The organism is Pseudocitrobacter corydidari, assembly GCF_021172065.1.
In the GTDB taxonomy this organism is placed as follows: Bacteria; Pseudomonadota; Gammaproteobacteria; order Enterobacterales; family Enterobacteriaceae; genus Pseudocitrobacter; species Pseudocitrobacter corydidari.
The window spans coordinates 809,183-825,658 of record NZ_CP087880.1; the positions used below are offsets into that span (position 1 = coordinate 809,183).

19 protein-coding genes and 3 tRNA genes are annotated in these 16,476 nt (G+C 50.8%); 16 read left to right on the forward strand and 6 right to left on the reverse strand.

The features are described from left to right. Positions 1-21: 21 nt before the first annotated feature. The 7 genes from G163CM_RS03705 (at position 22) to sdiA (ending at position 5,655) form a co-directional block, all read left to right on the forward strand. Complete coding sequence (locus tag G163CM_RS03705; RefSeq protein WP_231826961.1) at positions 22-744, forward strand: RNA polymerase sigma factor FliA; 723 nt, start codon at positions 22-24, stop codon at positions 742-744. Positions 745-776: 32 nt separating this feature from the next. After that, a complete protein-coding gene (gene fliZ / locus G163CM_RS03710) occupies positions 777-1,328 on the forward strand; it encodes a flagella biosynthesis regulatory protein FliZ (RefSeq protein WP_231828327.1) in 552 nt (183 codons plus the stop codon). Between the two features lie 85 nt (positions 1,329-1,413). Then, positions 1,414-2,214, forward strand: a complete 801-nt coding sequence (tcyJ, locus tag G163CM_RS03715) for a cystine ABC transporter substrate-binding protein (RefSeq protein ID WP_015963961.1) — start codon at positions 1,414-1,416, stop codon at positions 2,212-2,214. A gap of 93 nt (positions 2,215-2,307) precedes the next feature. Beyond that, positions 2,308-3,294, forward strand: coding sequence for a D-cysteine desulfhydrase (gene dcyD, locus G163CM_RS03720; RefSeq protein WP_231826962.1), 987 nt, complete (start codon positions 2,308-2,310; stop codon positions 3,292-3,294). Between the two features lie 15 nt (positions 3,295-3,309). Beyond that, positions 3,310-3,978: a cystine ABC transporter permease gene (tcyL, locus tag G163CM_RS03725; protein WP_108475248.1), complete on the forward strand. Its 669-nt coding sequence runs from the start codon at positions 3,310-3,312 to the stop codon at positions 3,976-3,978. Next, a complete protein-coding gene (gene tcyN, locus G163CM_RS03730; protein WP_231826963.1) occupies positions 3,975-4,727 on the forward strand; it encodes an L-cystine ABC transporter ATP-binding protein TcyN in 753 nt (250 codons plus the stop codon). Before tcyL ends, tcyN begins: the two co-directional genes overlap by 4 nt. Before the next feature lie 205 nt (positions 4,728-4,932). Beyond that, positions 4,933-5,655: a quorum-sensing transcriptional regulator SdiA gene (sdiA, locus tag G163CM_RS03735; RefSeq protein ID WP_015963965.1), complete on the forward strand. Its 723-nt coding sequence runs from the start codon at positions 4,933-4,935 to the stop codon at positions 5,653-5,655. A 67-nt stretch (positions 5,656-5,722) separates the two neighbouring features. Here sdiA and G163CM_RS03740 read toward each other — a convergent pair whose 3' ends face one another. After that, positions 5,723-5,947 carry a DUF2594 family protein gene (locus G163CM_RS03740; protein ID WP_015963966.1) on the reverse strand — a complete coding sequence of 75 codons (225 nt, stop codon included), beginning with the start codon at positions 5,945-5,947 and terminating at the stop codon, positions 5,723-5,725. Between the two features lie 452 nt (positions 5,948-6,399). On the opposite strand from G163CM_RS03740, the gene uvrY reads away from it, so the two are divergent. The 6 genes from uvrY to G163CM_RS03770 all read left to right on the forward strand — a co-directional run bounded on the left by uvrY (position 6,400) and on the right by G163CM_RS03770 (position 9,926). After that, the gene (uvrY, locus tag G163CM_RS03745; protein ID WP_015963967.1) at positions 6,400-7,056 is read left to right on the forward strand and encodes a UvrY/SirA/GacA family response regulator transcription factor; all 657 of its coding nucleotides are present in this window, start codon (positions 6,400-6,402) and stop codon (positions 7,054-7,056) included. Then, positions 7,053-8,885, forward strand: coding sequence for an excinuclease ABC subunit UvrC (uvrC, locus tag G163CM_RS03750; RefSeq protein ID WP_231826964.1), 1,833 nt, complete (start codon positions 7,053-7,055; stop codon positions 8,883-8,885). The genes uvrY and uvrC overlap by 4 nt, the downstream gene beginning before the upstream one ends. Positions 8,886-8,939: 54 nt before the next feature. Continuing rightward, positions 8,940-9,488, forward strand: a complete 549-nt coding sequence (gene pgsA, locus G163CM_RS03755) for a CDP-diacylglycerol--glycerol-3-phosphate 3-phosphatidyltransferase (protein ID WP_015963969.1) — start codon at positions 8,940-8,942, stop codon at positions 9,486-9,488. 151 nt (positions 9,489-9,639) lie between these two features. After that, positions 9,640-9,715: transfer RNA gene (locus G163CM_RS03760), tRNA-Gly, on the forward strand. 38 nt (positions 9,716-9,753) lie between these two features. Continuing rightward, a tRNA-Cys gene (locus G163CM_RS03765) sits at positions 9,754-9,827 on the forward strand. A 12-nt stretch (positions 9,828-9,839) separates the two neighbouring features. Then, positions 9,840-9,926: transfer RNA gene (locus tag G163CM_RS03770), tRNA-Leu, on the forward strand. Between the two features lie 132 nt (positions 9,927-10,058). On the opposite strand, the gene G163CM_RS03775 is transcribed toward G163CM_RS03770, so the two are convergent. Next, positions 10,059-10,721 (reverse strand): hypothetical protein, encoded by a 663-nt coding sequence (locus G163CM_RS03775; protein WP_231826965.1) that lies wholly within the window; start codon positions 10,719-10,721, stop codon positions 10,059-10,061. Positions 10,722-10,859: 138 nt separating this feature from the next. Then, positions 10,860-11,480, reverse strand: coding sequence for a glycoside hydrolase family 19 protein (locus G163CM_RS03780; protein WP_231826966.1), 621 nt, complete (start codon positions 11,478-11,480; stop codon positions 10,860-10,862). 413 nt (positions 11,481-11,893) lie between these two features. On the opposite strand from G163CM_RS03780, the gene G163CM_RS03785 reads away from it, so the two are divergent. Both G163CM_RS03785 and G163CM_RS03790 read left to right on the forward strand, forming a co-directional pair. Next, complete coding sequence (locus G163CM_RS03785; protein WP_231826967.1) at positions 11,894-12,832, forward strand: hypothetical protein; 939 nt, start codon at positions 11,894-11,896, stop codon at positions 12,830-12,832. Between the two features lie 114 nt (positions 12,833-12,946). Continuing rightward, positions 12,947-13,615 (forward strand): YecA/YgfB family protein, encoded by a 669-nt coding sequence (locus G163CM_RS03790; RefSeq protein ID WP_231826968.1) that lies wholly within the window; start codon positions 12,947-12,949, stop codon positions 13,613-13,615. 31 nt (positions 13,616-13,646) lie between these two features. Here the strand turns inward: G163CM_RS03790 and tyrP are convergent, their stop codons facing one another. Continuing rightward, positions 13,647-14,858, reverse strand: a complete 1,212-nt coding sequence (gene tyrP, locus G163CM_RS03795; protein ID WP_231826969.1) for a tyrosine transporter TyrP — start codon at positions 14,856-14,858, stop codon at positions 13,647-13,649. Positions 14,859-15,052: 194 nt separating this feature from the next. On the opposite strand from tyrP, the gene G163CM_RS03800 reads away from it, so the two are divergent. Beyond that, complete coding sequence (locus G163CM_RS03800) at positions 15,053-15,292, forward strand: YecH family metal-binding protein (protein WP_231826970.1); 240 nt, start codon at positions 15,053-15,055, stop codon at positions 15,290-15,292. A 34-nt stretch (positions 15,293-15,326) separates the two neighbouring features. Here G163CM_RS03800 and ftnA read toward each other — a convergent pair whose 3' ends face one another. Next, a complete protein-coding gene (gene ftnA, locus G163CM_RS03805) occupies positions 15,327-15,824 on the reverse strand; it encodes a non-heme ferritin (RefSeq protein WP_015963976.1) in 498 nt (165 codons plus the stop codon). Positions 15,825-15,983: 159 nt separating this feature from the next. After that, the gene (gene yecR, locus G163CM_RS03810) at positions 15,984-16,322 is read right to left on the reverse strand and encodes a YecR family lipoprotein (RefSeq protein ID WP_231826971.1); all 339 of its coding nucleotides are present in this window, start codon (positions 16,320-16,322) and stop codon (positions 15,984-15,986) included. Between the last annotated feature and the right edge of the window lie 154 nt (positions 16,323-16,476).

Consider the following 16,476-nt stretch of genomic DNA (forward strand, 5'->3'; position numbering starts at 1 on the left):
ATTAATGCAGGGCTGTTTATCGTGAATTCACTCTATACCGCTGATGGTGTAATGGATAAACACTCGCTATGGCAACGTTACGTACCTCTGGTGCGCCATGAGGCACTGCGCCTTCAGGTGCGATTGCCGGCGAGTGTGGAACTTGACGATTTGCTCCAGGCGGGCGGCATAGGGTTATTGAATGCCGTTGAACGCTACGACGCTCTGCAGGGCACGGCATTTACCACTTACGCAGTGCAACGCATCCGTGGGGCGATGCTGGACGAACTACGCAGCCGAGACTGGGCACCGCGTAGCGTTCGGCGTAACGCGCGTGAAGTTGCGCAGGCGATGGGGCAACTGGAACAGGAACTGGGCCGTAACGCGACCGAAACAGAAGTTGCGCATCGGTTGGGCATTCCCGTTGAAGAGTACCGTCAGATGCTGCTCGATACCAATAATAGTCAGCTGTTCTCCTACGATGAGTGGCGGGAAGAGCATGGCGATAGCGTCGAGATGGTGACGGAGGCAAATCAGCAGGAAAACCCGCTACACCAATTGCTGGAGGGGAATCTCCGCCAGCGCGTGATGGAGGCCATCGAAGCCCTTCCTGAGCGGGAAAAATTGGTGCTGACGCTCTATTATCAGGAAGAGCTGAATCTGAAAGAGATTGGCGCGGTACTGGAAGTAGGGGAGTCGCGAGTCAGTCAGTTGCATAGCCAGGCAATCAAACGCCTGCGCACTAAGCTGGGTAAGCTTGAGTAATGCCGCATAAGAAATGATAACGTGGAGTTTTCATCACTATGCAGCAATTAAAAAGACGGCCATTAAGCCGCTATCTTAAAGACTTTAAACACAGCCAAACACATTGTACTCACTGCCATAAAGCGCTCGATCGGGTGACGCTCGTCCGCCTTGGCGAAATCGTTAACAAGCTTGCCATCGCCCGCCTGGATATGCTGATGGACGAGGAAACATGGTTGCAGCAGCGTGGCGAGTGGGCTGCGCTATGCCGTTTCTGCGGCGACCTGCACTGCAAAGAGCAGAGTGATTTCTTCGATATCATCGGCTTTAAGCAGTTTCTCTTTGAACAGACCGAAATGAGCCCTGGCACGGTGCGCGAATATGTCGTGCGCTTACGGCGTCTGGGCGAGCATCTGGTTAAAAATAATATTCCCCGAAACCTGCTGCAGAAAGGCGCGCCGGATGAGATATTAATTCCCTGGCTGCCGCTGACCAGCACCAATAATTATCGTATTGCGCTACGAAAATATACGCAATTTGTTAATCGGGCGGGCATGGCACCGGGTCAGAACCTCGCGTATCCCGCGAGCTCTGATATATATTAAAACGGAATAGCTTATAACTGTCTGGTGTTTGTCTGTTTTGACAAACAGCCTACACTACAAAAAAAGCAATCTTTTCGGGGGTATAATGAAATTAGCACTTTTCGGTCGTCAGGCGCTGATGGGCGTGATGGCAGTGGCTCTGATGGCAGGCGTCAGCGCGAACACCTTTGCAGCGGAAAATCTGCTTAACCAGGTGAAAGAGCGCGGCACGCTGCGCGTTGGCCTGGAAGGCACCTATCCGCCGTTCAGCTTCCAGGGTGACGATGGCAAACTGACCGGTTTTGAAGTCGATTTTGCTAACGACCTGGCGAAACATTTGGGCGTAAAAGCGGACCTCAAACCGACCAAATGGGACGGGATGCTGGCATCGCTGGATTCCAAACGTATTGATGTGGCGATTAACCAGGTGACCATTTCACCTGAGCGTCAGAAAAAATATGATTTCTCTACCCCGTATACCATCTCCGGTATTCAGGCGCTGGTGAAAAAAGGCAATGAAGGTTCCATTAAAACCCCGGCTGACCTCAAAGGTAAAAAAGTGGGCGTCGGTCTGGGCACCAACTACGAAGAGTGGCTGCGTCAGAACGTGCAGGGCGTTGATGTCCGCACCTATGATGATGACCCGACGAAATTCCAGGATCTGCGCGTAGGCCGTGTTGACGCCATTCTGGTTGACCGCCTGGCGGCGCTGGATATGGTGAAGAAAACCAATGACACGCTGGCCGTAACTGGTGAAGCATTCTCTCACCAGGAATCTGGCGTGGCGCTGCGCAAGGGCAATGAAGACCTGCTGAAAGCGATTGATGGCGCGATCGATGCCATGCAGAAAGACGGCACCATGAAGGCGCTGTCTGAAAAATGGTTCGGCGCTGACGTCACCAAATAATCGAAGTTGCTTAAAAAAGGCGCTAACAGAGCGCCTTTTTTTATTTCCGCGGCAACTGGGTGCATAATCAAGAGAATTTAGTCAGGAGGTTTCATGTCTCTGCAAAACTTAACGCGCTTCCCGCGCCTCGAATTTATTGGCGCGCCGACGCCGCTGGAATATCTGCCGCGTTTTTCCGATTACTTAGGGCGCGACATTTTTATCAAACGCGATGACGTCACGCCGCTGGCGATGGGCGGCAATAAACTGCGCAAGCTGGAATTTCTGGCGGCGGATGCGCTGCGTGAAGGCGCGGATACGCTGATTACCGCCGGGGCCATTCAGTCGAACCACGTGCGCCAGACGGCTGCCGTGGCGGCGAAACTCGGCCTGCACTGTGTGGCGCTGCTGGAAAACCCGATTGGCACCACGGCGGAAAACTATCTGACCAATGGTAACCGCCTGCTGCTGGACCTGTTTAATACCCAGGTGGAAATGTGCGACGCGCTGACCGACCCGAACGCGCAGCTGGCTGAACTGGCGACGCGCATCGAAGCGCAGGGTTTTCGTCCCTATGTCATTCCGGTAGGCGGCTCAAACGCGCTGGGTGCGCTGGGCTATGTAGAAAGCGCGCTGGAAATCGCTCAGCAGTGTGAAGGTGCGGTGGCTATTTCTTCCGTGGTGGTGGCGTCAGGTAGCGCAGGCACCCACGCCGGGCTGGCGGTGGGCCTTGAACAGGTGATGCCGGATGCGGAACTGATTGGTGTCACCGTTTCGCGCAGCGTCGCGGACCAAAAACCGAAAGTGGTTACTCTGCAACAGGCCGTTGCCGAAAGCCTTGAAGTGAGCGCCAGTACGGATATTCTGCTGTGGGATGACTATTTTGCCCCGGCTTACGGCATGCCCAATGAAGCCGGCATGGAAGCGGTGAAACTGCTTTCTCGCCTCGAAGGTATTCTGCTGGACCCGGTTTATACCGGTAAAGCGATGGCCGGGCTTATCGACGGTATAACGCAGAAACGCTTTAAGGATGAAGGGCCGATTCTGTTTGTTCATACGGGCGGCGCGCCTGCGCTCTTCGCCTATCATCCGCATATCTAACGTAGAAAAAGACTTATGCAAGAGAGTATACAACTGGTTGTTGATTCGCTGCCCTATCTGCTCAAAGGCGCGGTATTCACGCTGCAATTGAGTATTGGCGGCATGTTTTTTGGGTTGGTGCTGGGGTTCCTGCTGGCGCTGATGCGCATGTCGCAAGTCTGGCCGGTGCGCTGGCTGGCAAGATTCTACATCTCTATTTTTCGTGGAACGCCGCTTATCGCGCAGCTGTTTATGATTTACTACGGGCTGCCGCAGTTTGGTATCGAATTAGATCCTATCCCGTCGGCGATGATCGGTCTGTCGCTGAACACGGCGGCGTATACGTCTGAAACGCTGCGCGCGGCGATCTCTTCTATCGATAAAGGCCAGTGGGAAGCTGCCGCCAGTATCGGGATGACGCCGTGGCAAACGCTGCGCCGGGCGATTCTGCCTCAGGCTGCGCGCGTTGCGCTGCCGCCGCTGTCGAACAGTTTTATTAGCCTGGTAAAAGATACCTCGCTTGCCGCGACGATTCAGGTGCCGGAGCTGTTCCGTCAGGCGCAGCTGATCACCTCGCGCACGCTGGAAGTGTTCACCATGTACCTTGCGGCGTCGTTGATCTACTGGGTGATGGCGACGGTGCTCTCCTCGCTGCAAAACTACTTTGAAAATCAGCTTAACCGCCAGGAGCGTGATCCAAAATGAGTGCCATCGACGTAAAAAACCTGGTGAAAAAGTTCCATGGTCAGACGGTGCTGCACGGCATCGATTTGCAGGTAAATGAAGGGGAAGTGGTGGCGATTATCGGGCCGAGCGGCTCGGGGAAAACCACGCTTCTGCGCAGCATTAATTTGCTGGAGCAGCCGGAGGGCGGCACCATTCGGGTGGGTGATATTACCATCGACACGGCAAAATCCATCAGTCAGCAGAAGGGATTAATCCGCCGTCTGCGTCAGCATGTGGGGTTTGTCTTCCAGAGCTTCAATCTGTTTCCGCACCGGACGGTACTGGAAAATATCATTGAAGGCCCGGTGATTGTGAAAGGTGAAGATAAAGCTGAAGCCAGCGCGCGCGCGCGTGAACTGCTGGCAAAAGTGGGGCTTACCGGGAAAGAGGGGAGCTATCCGCGCCGCTTGTCCGGCGGCCAGCAGCAGCGTGTGGCTATCGCCCGAGCGCTGGCTATGCGCCCGGATGTGATTCTGTTTGATGAGCCGACGTCTGCGCTGGATCCCGAACTGGTCGGCGAGGTGCTGAACACCATCCGCCAGCTGGCGCAGGAGAAACGTACCATGGTTATCGTGACGCATGAGATGAGCTTTGCGCGCGATGTTGCTGACCGCGCTATCTTTATGGATCAAGGGCGCATCGTGGAGCAGGGCGAGGCGAAAGCGCTGTTTGCTAATCCACAGCAGGCGCGTACCCGTCAGTTCCTCGAAAAATTTCTCATGCAATAAGCCGTAATCAATTACCGTCCTTAACCTAAATCAGGACGGTAATTGTCCAGCCCTCCCGTAGACTTGCCTGACAAATCTCAGCCTGGCAGTCGAAAACTAAGTTAATTTAACGAAAATGTAATATTTTATACATATAAGCATGATTTATGTGTTAGTTTTCTGTACTGATAAAAATAATTCTCAATAAGAGGCTTTCTCGTTCGTTATGAGGGACAGTGACTTTTTCAGTTGGCGGCGGGAGATGCTGCACCGTTTTCAATCCGCATCGACCAGCGATCAAATTTATACGCTTCTGCAGCAGCAAACCGAACTTCTTGAATATGACTTCTTCTCGCTGTGCGTGCGCCATCCGGTGCCATTCACGCGACCTAAAATTTCACTTTATACCACTTATCCTGACGCCTGGATGTCGCATTACAAAGCCGCGAATTATCTGGCAGTCGATCCGGTGCTGAAGCAAGGTAATTTCCGTCTTGGACATTTACGCTGGGATGATACGTTATTCTGTGAAGCCCAGGAGCTGTGGGATGCCGCACGCGACCATGGTCTGCGCACCGGCGCGACACAATGCCTGATGCTTCCTAATCATGCTCATAGTTTCTTTTCGGTATCACGAACGCACGCCACAGAAGCGGGTCCGCATAGCGATGAAATAGAACTTCGCCTGCAAATGTTATTAGAGATGAGTTCCCTTGCGCTATTACGCGTAGAAGATGAAATGGTCATGCCGAGGGAGATGAAGTTCAGTAAACGTGAACTGGAAATACTACAATGGACGGCAGAAGGTAAAACATCGGCGGAGATTTCGATGATTCTGTCAATTTCCGAGAATACGGTGAACTTCCACCAAAAGAATATGCAGAAGAAATTTGATGCGCCCAATAAAACGCAGATTGCCTGCTATGCGGTGGCGATTGGTCTTATCTGACTCTGTTTAAGGTTCTGCGTGTCAGACTGGAAACCGGCTGTAGGCATTGCTTACAGCCGGTTTTTTATTACTGGCGGTAAGCTTGTTTAATTTGCTTAACGGTGCTGGAAAATACAGCAGACTGGGCTTCATCTTCCAGCAGTGCAATTTGCTTTTCCATTTTGAGAATCACGCGGCCTGCATCTGCCTGACCCATGGCCTGTAGCATCAGAGTCAGCATGGCTTTCAGACAGGATACCTCCTGGGCCAGGTGTTGGTTATTCTCCGCGGTGGAAAAATCAGGTGTGCTCATTTATTGCCTCGTATGATTTCTGCGCTGGTGCGCGATACTGGATAGTGAAGGGCGCGAAGTATACCACAAGCCAGCAGAAAAAATGGAGTGCTTGTTTTTTACCCGCCATTCTCACCTTTCCGGATAATTAAAAATGACCAGAACAGTGATTATGCACACAAAATGTTTAAATCTGGTTCTCTCATCGTTAATTATTGTTACATATTATATTGCGTATTTCTCATCTGCGAAAAATTGTCCATATACGGACAAAGTGTGCAAGAAGTTGTAAAAGAGCGCTTTGCATCTCACTGTTTTTAAGACGTTTCCATCAGATGTACATTCTAATTTCCAAAAACGAGATCAAAATCGACGCTGTGACACTTTTAGACTTTCAAAATTGATATAAAACCCGGTACTATGGGGGTGAATTAAGAGGCAGTAGCGTTATCCCTATTCTGGAGATTATTCCTTTGATCAACGTCCTTCTTGTTGATGACCACGAACTGGTGCGCGCAGGGATACGACGCATTCTCGAAGATATAAAGGGTATTAGGGTCACCGGTGAAGTTAACTGCGGCGAAGACGCTGTGAAGTGGTGCCGCGCTAATCCCGTTGATGTTGTACTGATGGATATGAACATGCCGGGCATCGGCGGCCTTGAGGCCACGCGTAAAATTGCGCGCTCTGCGGTTGACACAAAAGTGATAATGTTAACCGTTCATACCGAAAATCCGCTTCCCGCCAGGGTTATGCAGGCAGGGGCGGCTGGTTATTTAACTAAAGGGGCAGCACCGCAAGAAGTGGTGAATGCCATCCGCTCTGTATTCTCTGGCCAGCGCTATATCGCATCTGATATTGCGCAACAGATGGCCCTGAGTCAGATTGAGCCGGAAAAAACAGAATCGCCATTCGCCAGTTTGTCTGAACGCGAATTGCAGATTATGCTGATGATCACTAAAGGCCAAAAAGTAAATGAGATCTCAGAGCAGTTGAATCTGAGTCCAAAAACGGTGAACAGTTATCGCTATCGCATGTTCAGTAAGCTGAACATTCATGGCGATGTCGAACTGACTCACCTGGCAATTCGCCATGGTCTGTGTAATGCGGAGTCGTTAGCAAGTCAGTGAGTGAAGTTTTTGATTCAAAAGCCTTCCTGAAAACGGTCACCAGCCAGCCCGGCGTCTATCGCATGTACGATGTCGGCGGCACCGTTATTTACGTCGGTAAAGCCAAAGATCTAAAAAAACGCCTCTCCAGCTATTTTCGTCGCCAGGTCTCTTCCCGTAAAACGGAAGCGCTGGTGGCGCAAATCGCGCAGATCGACGTGACCGTGACGCACACGGAAACCGAAGCGCTGCTGCTGGAACACAACTACATTAAACTCTATCAGCCGCGTTACAACGTGCTGCTGCGTGATGATAAATCCTATCCCTTTATTTTCCTGAGCGGCGATACCCACCCGCGGCTGGCGATGCACCGTGGCGCGAAGCATGCGAAAGGGGAATATTTTGGCCCGTTTCCCAACGGTTATGCTGTGCGGGAAACGTTGGCGCTGTTGCAAAAAATCTTCCCCATTCGTCAGTGTGAAAACAGCGTGTACCGCAATCGCTCACGCCCCTGTCTGCAATACCAGATTGGCCGCTGTCTTGGGCCTTGTGTGGCCGGGCTGGTGAGCGAAGAGGAGTACGCGCAACAGGTCGACTATGTGCGTCTGTTTCTCGCCGGGAAAGACGATCAGGTGTTGACCATGCTGATCGCGCGGATGGAAAAAGCCAGTCAGGCGCTGGAGTTTGAAGAGGCGGCGCGCATTCGCGACCAGATTCAGGCCGTGCGACGTGTGACGGAGAAACAGTTTGTCTCGAATAACGGCGATGACCTCGACGTTATCGGCGTCTCGTTTGAAGCAGGAATGGCCTGCGTCTATGTGCTCTTTATCCGTCAGGGGAAAGTGCTGGGCAGTCGCAGCTACTTCCCGAAAGTGCCTGGCGGTACGGAGCTGGACGAAGTGGTGGAAACCTTCGTCGGTCAGTTCTACTTCCAGGGCAGCCAGATGCGTACTCTGCCAGGGGAAATCCTGCTCGACTTTGCGCTCAGTGATAAAACCCTGCTGGCCGATTCCTTGTCGGAGCTGGCCGGGCGACGCATCCACGTTGAAACCAAACCGCGCGGCGACCGCGCACGATACCTGAAACTTGCCCGTACCAACGCGGCGACAGCGCTCACTACGAAACTTTCGCAACAGTCTACAGTGCATCAGCGCCTGAAAGCGCTGGCGACACAGCTGGAACTGCCCGAGATCAAGCGTATGGAATGTTTTGATATCAGCCATACGATGGGGGAACAGACCGTGGCCTCCTGCGTGGTGTTTGATGAGAACGGGCCGCTGCGTGCCGAGTATCGTCGCTACAATATCACTGGAATCACGCCGGGGGATGATTACGCGGCAATGAACCAGGTGCTGCGACGTCGCTATGGCAAAGCTATAGAAGAGAGTAAGATCCCGGATGTCATTCTGATCGACGGCGGGAAAGGGCAACTGGGGCAGGCAAAAACCGTTTTTGCCGAGCTTGATGTCACATGGGATAAAAACCATCCTTTACTGCTCGGTGTCGCGAAAGGCAGCGACCGTAAAGCAGGGCTCGAAACGCTGTTCTTCGAACCGGAAGGTGAGGGCTTCAGCTTACCGCCAGATTCACCTGCGCTGCACGTTATCCAGCATATTCGTGACGAATCACACGATCATGCGATTTCCGGGCACCGTAAAAAACGCGCTAAAGTAAAGAGCACCAGTACGCTGGAGACTATCGAAGGCGTTGGGCCGAAGCGCCGCCAGATGCTGCTCAAGTACATGGGCGGCCTACAGGGCTTGCAGAATGCAAGCGTAGAAGAGATAGCAAAAGTTCCGGGTATCTCACACGGCCTGGCAGAAAAGATCTTCTACTCGTTGAAACATTAGGGGCTCTGTAGCAACATAGGGCTAATATTTACTAACAACAGATAGTTACCTTGCATGCAATATAATATTCCTACGTTGCTTACCCTGTTCCGCGTCATCCTTATCCCGTTCTTTGTGTTGGCGTTTTATCTGCCGTTTGTCTGGGCACCGTTCGCCTGCGCGCTTATCTTCTGTATTGCCGCCGTGACCGACTGGTTTGATGGCTACCTGGCGCGTCGCTGGAACCAGAGCACGCGTTTTGGCGCATTCCTTGACCCGGTTGCCGATAAAGTGATGGTGGCCATCGCCATGGTGCTGGTGGTTGAACACTACCACACATGGTGGGTGACGCTGCCGGCTGCCATTATGATTGGCCGCGAAATTATCATTTCTGCCCTGCGTGAGTGGATGGCCGAGCTGGGTAAACGCAGCAGCGTGGCGGTCTCCTGGATTGGCAAAGTGAAAACCACCGCGCAAATGGCGGCTCTGGCGTGGCTGCTGTGGCGTCCAAATGAGTGGGTTGAGTGGGCCGGGATCGTGCTGTTCCTGTTTGCGGCGGTGCTGACGCTGTGGTCAATGCTGCAATATTTGAACGCTGCGCGTGCAGATTTGCTTGAACAGTGATCGTTTCGGCGTAATTTTCAGCAAACAACACAAAGTTGCGAAAAATACCGTTGACTCAGTGCGTCAGATAAGTAGAATGCAACGCATCGAACGGCAGCACTGATTGCCAGACGATAGCAAAATCAAGTGGTTAGCAAATCAACTTGATGATGCGGGAATAGCTCAGTTGGTAGAGCACGACCTTGCCAAGGTCGGGGTCGCGAGTTCGAGTCTCGTTTCCCGCTCCAAATTAAAACATCGGCAGTTGCGGGTGTTAAGTTTTAAAGGCGCGTTAGCAAAGCGGTTATGTAGCGGATTGCAAATCCGTCTAGTCCGGTTCGACTCCGGAACGCGCCTCCACTTTCTTCCCGAGCCCGGATGGTGGAATCGGTAGACACAAGGGATTTAAAATCCCTCGGCGTTCGCGCTGTGTGGGTTCAAGTCCCACTCCGGGTACCATGGGAAAGTAAAGAATAATCAAAGCAATAAGCAGTGTCGTGAAACCACCTACGGGTGGTTTTTTTGTGTCTGAAATTCACCTTCCTGACATGGGCTCCGTGTTCGGAGTACTGTATATCCTCGTCCCCTGTATCAAGGGATGGTGTAGGAGAACAGTGAATAGTCCACAGTCATGTTTCTGGTGAGATCCTGAACGCCACTTTGCTTCCAGTCACCATATTTGTAATGCTCTGCGCGACTGAGTGACTGGCAAAGCAAGCCTAACTGCACATCGCCTTTATTCGCCAGGTATTCAGAAATCAGCGATGCTGTGAAACGGGCTATCTCCGCAGAGATTAAAAAACCGGGATTGAGCGTGGCCTTGACCAGGGACGCAATGTTAACCGCTAGCTTGTCGAGCTTTTCTGAAGTGATTAACTGATGTATTGCAGCCCAGCTATTCCGAAAATCATCATTGCTCTTGATAACGCAAAGCACCCAGTTTAAATATTCCGGGATATTATCGCTATGGTAAATCAAATATCCTGACTCCCCAAAAGGAATGGTGTCATGATCGCGTACATGTGCTATTTCGGGGAAAGTAATAACATCCTTCATTGACATGACAATTTTTTTTAAAAGATCATGTTTTTTAGTCTCATCGACTTCATTTTGCCAGGATTCAATATCATCCATCGAAACACTATCATCGGTAACAATACTCATTATTTTTACATTGGCGACATCATAAATGTAAAAAAGATTCCATGTGTAGTTATCAATAATATATATTCTGTTGATTTTTAAAATAAACATAGAACCTCCGGGATATTTGCCAGGGATGTGTGTGTAAAGCCAGTGTTAGTTTACAACATAATAAATATAATCGATGTTTATAGAGATCTAACGCAAGCACGTCATTCAAAGAAATGACGTGCCTGGCAAATTCAGTACTCAACCAACCGTATAGCTGATTGCGGCATAATAGGCTTTTGTATAGCCAGCGACCAGGTTGGCGCTTTCTAAGCCGTTAATGATCTTACGGGCCTTCACCCAATCCTCGGTAGCATCATTAAAGTAATCTGCAAGCTTATGGGATGTGAAAAGCCCATTTCGCATCCCGACAAACATAATGGCCAACGCCGTATTAAGTTCCATGACCTTATCCGGTTCGGAAACCAGATCGGCCTTGATGGCGTGGCCAAGTTTCACATAATTATCTTTGTGTGTTAATTGAACGAAACCTCGACCATACCATGATTTACCTTCCGCATCTGGTCGCCAGTACGGCGTTTTTACCCACGTGAGCTTCCCCGCACGCCATGCTTTCTCCAGGCGTCTGATCGCTTCATCATCTGTAGTGGCGAAGGTCTCACGCACGGGTTGCATGGTGTGACCTGTTTCGTGATGCGCCGTTGCTAACATATACGCCAGCCAGCGATCATCGTCTTTGGGAGATTCTTTTTCCCATTTATCGAGAATGGCTTCAATGCCTGCAAGTTGACTTTGACGTAGGGAACCTTTGAATAAAGAGTCAAGAATATGGTCGAAGAAGAAATTTCTGTTGATACTCATTGAAGCCCCCGGAACAGATTATCGTAGTGACTAATCATTCAAATATGGAAGACTAAAACAGGCATTACAGTAATCGAAATGGGTGAACTGTGCGGACGGAATCATCTTTTAATCATATGGACAACTTGCATCTGACCTGGAGGATAAATGGTGGAGTATGTATCATTAAGCAATGCTTAATTTTAGATGGTAAGTTAATTTATAATGAATGTATCTGTGATGTGGATACGTATAGATAAAATTTAATTGCTTATCAAATAATATTTGTCGCTTTCAGTATGCAACTTCAGAATGAAGTTTTTGTTGTAAATTACGAAAAAGTACCTGGCGAACAACGCGCATAGAATATCCAAACTTTAAGGTATCCCATCCGGGATAGCGATTGGCTTTATTCCTTATTGAGGATAACGAAAATGTCTGGACTCCACACGCTTGACATATTGATAGGCTTGTTCACGGTTTTTTTATTGTTCAGTACAATCTGTACAGCCATTGTTGAGGCCATCGCCGCCTGGCGTGGTGTTCGAAGTAAGAACCTGGAAAGTGCACTGAAGGAGTTTATTTCGGGAAATCCTGCTGGGAATAATAATGTCGTGACGCAATTTTACGACCATCCATTAATTAAGTCGCTGAGCAAGAATGAAGACGGTCGCCCATCGTACATACCGGCTAAAACATTCAGGCAGGTCATTGAATCCCTGGTGATGGGTGCAAATGCTGGATCAAACCTGATTGAGAGTATAAGGCAGTTACCTGACGATAAAACGAACCTCACCGGTATCCTGAAAACCTTAGCAAATGAAGCAGATGGCGATGAACAACGGTTGCGCCTCGCCCTTGAATCGCATTTCGATGCGGTGATGGACAGGGCATCCGGGTGGTACAAACGGCATGCGCAAAATGTTACCTATGCCGTTGCCGTGGTATTGGTGCTTAGTTTCAACGTGGATACGTTGGTGCTGGTAAAACAGTTGTCGAGCAACCCTGAAGTGTTGCAAAAACTGTTAACGGTGACTGAAGAGCAGGTTAAAGGCGATGATAAAGGATCGACAAGTTGTACAAGTAAAAGCAAAGAAGAAGAGCTCAAGGAAGCAACGTGCAAGACAGAGTCTGCTCAACAGATTCAACATGATGCCGTCAATAGCTTGATTTCTGCGGGGGTATCAATTGGATGGAATGATTGGGATGAATTTTATGATGCGTTTCATTCTCATTGGCTGGCTAAAATAGCCGGCTTGCTCATCAGCATCATCGCCGTTTCTCTGGGCGCGCCGTTCTGGTTCGACATTTTGCAACGTTTTATGCAAATCCGCGCGGCAGGTCAAAAGCCGGGCACACCTGAAAAGCCATAGCAATAATGTCATCCTCATTTCAGTGAAAGCAGATTTCAGCACGGTGGGCGTGGTAACATTTACCGATGGCGGGTGAATTTCACTGCCCCACAATCCCACTACGATGAGAATGACATGAAAACAGGACCCTTAACCGAAAGCGAGCTGGAATGGCTGGATGAGACCATCGACAAATATTCGACGGATAAATCCATTCTCGACGTTTCCGAGCTGGACGGTATGCTGACGGCAATTCTTTCCTCGCCGCAGGACATTGAACCTGCTGACTGGCTGCTGGCCGTATGGGGCGGGGCGGATAGCGTGCCGCGCTGGTCGGCGGATCGCGAACGTGATCATTTCATCAACCTCACGCTGCAACATATGGGCGATATCGCCGAGCGTCTGAATGACTATCCTGACCAGTTTGAACCGCTGTTCGGCACGCGTGAGGAAGAGGGCCAGGAGCTGACCGTTGTCGAAGAGTGGTGCTATGGCTATATGCGCGGTGTGGGCTTAAGCGACTGGTCAGGTTTGCCGCCAGCGTTGCAGGAAGAGCTGGACGCCATCGCGCTGCACGGCGATGACCAGAAAGCCACGGCACTTGATAACTTCACGGCAGATGAATATCTGGCAAGCATCGATAAGATTCGCCCGGCGGCGCTGATGCTGCATGGTTACTGGATGGCGCATCCGAAGGTTGCACCGGTGCAGCAGCCGGTCAGAAACGAAGGGAAAGTGGGGCGCAATGACCCATGCCCGTGCGGCAGCGGCAAGAAATACAAACAGTGCTGCGCCAATAAATGAAAAAATGCCGGGTAAATTACCCGGCATTTTTTTAGCCCACGGCAGGCAAAAGGTTTGCCGCTATCGCTACCTGTATTGCAATCACTGCAATTCCACAGGCAAACACGAACCATAACGCGGGGGTGCCGCCTGCGACGCGATATCCCCCTTGTGGGTGATGTTTACGGCTCTGCATCGTCAGTAGTGACGGGATAATCAATGCCAGCACCGCCAGCGCAACGCCCGCGTAACCCAGCGCCATCACAAAACCACGCGGATAGAAAAGGGCGAATGCCAGCGGCGGCAGGAAGGTGATGCCACCCGTTTGCAGGCGGCCACGCACGCCATTCTGACGCTGGAACAGATCCGCCAGGTAATCAAATAGCCCCAGAGCAACGCCGAGGAAAGAGGTCGCCAGCGCCAGATCGGCAAACAGGTGTACGGCCAGCTCGACGTGGGCCGAAGCCACCACGGCGCGAATGGCTTCCAGCAGACCGTTCAGCCCGGTATGTTGCGCCATCAACCCGGCAAAGACGCCAGACTCAATGCTGCCAAGCGTCGCCAGCTGCCAGAAAAGATAAGCGACCAGCGGAATGAAGCTGCCAATCATAAACACGCGGCGCAGCTTGCGAATATCGCCATTCATGTAGCTCACAATGCTGGGTACACTGCCGTGGAAACCGAATGAGGTAAAAATCACCGGAATGGCCGACAGCGCCAGGCCCTGTTGCAATGGCAGGGTTAGCAAATTGATTTTATGAATGTGCGGTAGCAGCAGCGCCAGCATCACCACCAGAAAAATAATCTTGGCGCTGAACAGAAAACGGTTGAAAAGGTCGACCAGCGATGTGCCAATGCAAATCACCGTGCCGCCGATTGCCGTAAACAGCAGTACGCCAATGGCGGGCGGCATATCAACCGAGAACCACTGACTGAGGCTGGAGGCCAGCAGTTCACCCGCACCGCTGATATAGGCGGCAGTCAGGGCGTACATTAAAAATAACATGCTGAAACCCGTTACCCACTGACCATAGCGACCCAGATAACGTTGTGCCAGGGAGCCCAGGCCGGTATCGGCAGGCACGTGTTGATACACTTCCAGCAGCAGGAGGGCGGTGTAGCACATCAACGCCCAGAGCCCAATTAACAGCACCAGCGTCACGCCAAAGCCAACGCCAGCCGCAGCCAGCGGCATCGCCAGCATCCCTGCACCAATAGTGGTGCCCGCTACGATTAAAATACTCCCCAGGGTACGGTTCTTCACGCTTTCCTCTGCTACAGCACGTATATGCGACACAAATATGTCGCGCAGGTTATGTGAAACCAGACGATTCGTCAAATCACGATTACAGTGTGTGTAATAATAAGTTTACGAAAAAGGCGAGGAACGAAAGCCTGCGCTAGCGCAAAACAGGTAAGTCAAATGCAGGTTATTGTGCGGTTTTTAGCGGAGGCATTATGGAATCTATTCACGGTCATGAAGTACTGAATATGATGATCGCATCGGGTGAGTCTTATTCAACAGAAAGTCTGGTGGCGGCGATTGAAAGTCGTTTTGGCGAGAGCGCGCGTTTTCATACCTGTTCGGCAGAGAATATGTCTGCGGCTGAGCTGGTGGCTTTTCTGGCGAAAAAAGGCAAGTTTATTCCGGCGGACGCGGGCTTCACAACGGCGGAAAGTAAAATCTGTCGACATTAATAAGCAGCGGCGAATTAACGCCGCTGCCTGTTAATTAATTCTGCGTATCGAGCGTAGAAAGCTCTTTATCAATAAAGTAGAGGCCTTCACCGCTTTTACCGGCGAGGGTCAGTTTATCAATCACAGATTTAAACAGTTTCTCTTCTTCGTGCTGCTCAGCCACATACCATTGCAGGAAGTTAAAGGTTGGGTAATCCTGATTGGTCATCGCGGCATGCGCCAGTTCATTGATTTTAGACGTGATCAGCTGTTCATGCTCGTAGGTGGCGCGGAACAGATCGTCCAGCGATGCATATTCTGCTACCGGCGAGGCGACGCTGTTGATGCAGGGCAGGCTGCCGGTATCAGTCAGGTAATCGAACAGACGCTGCATATGCTGCATCTCTTCTTGTGCGTGGCGACGCAGAAATGCCGCAGCCCCTTCAAAACTATTGAAGCTGCACCAGGCGCTCATCTGTTGGTAAAGCAGGGAGGAATAAAGCTCGAGATTCATTTGTTGGTTTAATTTCTCGATCATTTCCGCTTTTAACATTGTCAGACTCCATAAAGCTGTTAATTAATTATGGAGGAACTATAAGTTGTTATTAAATTATTTGCAAAAGGTAAAAATAAAAATTTTTATTTAATAATGCGAATGGGAATAAAACGCATTGGCATAATAATATCGCCGGAGTTTATTCCGGCATATAATTTAATTCCAGGCCGGCGCAACTGGCGTAACGGCGATCCCCCTGCACTGATACTGCAGCGTCACGCTTTCATTAATACATAATGGCCCGCTGCTGCTGACGCAGGTGGTAATGGGCTGTCCATAGGCAAAGGCGGTGGCATAACCCATTTGCTGGCAGGCATTGGTCGCGGTGCCGTTAACAACGTAGTCGTCGGTTTTTGCGTTCTGCAACATCGCCTGGCCATATGTCAGCCGTACGATCCCGCTGGTCGCATCCATTTCGCTTACGGTAGCCTGTCGGTGCACGCTACAGGCGGAAAGCACCAGCACGATAGCGCTAATCGGGAAAAGAGTTTTCATGATAGTACTCGAGGCAATCTTTCATTGCTCTATCCTGGCACATGCAAACGCGGACAATCCTCCGAATAAAGACGATAACGTTACTTTCTTAAGGCGACGATCTTCGACCTGGTAAGAAAAAATGTGAGCCTTGCTGTGAATTTTAAAACCATTT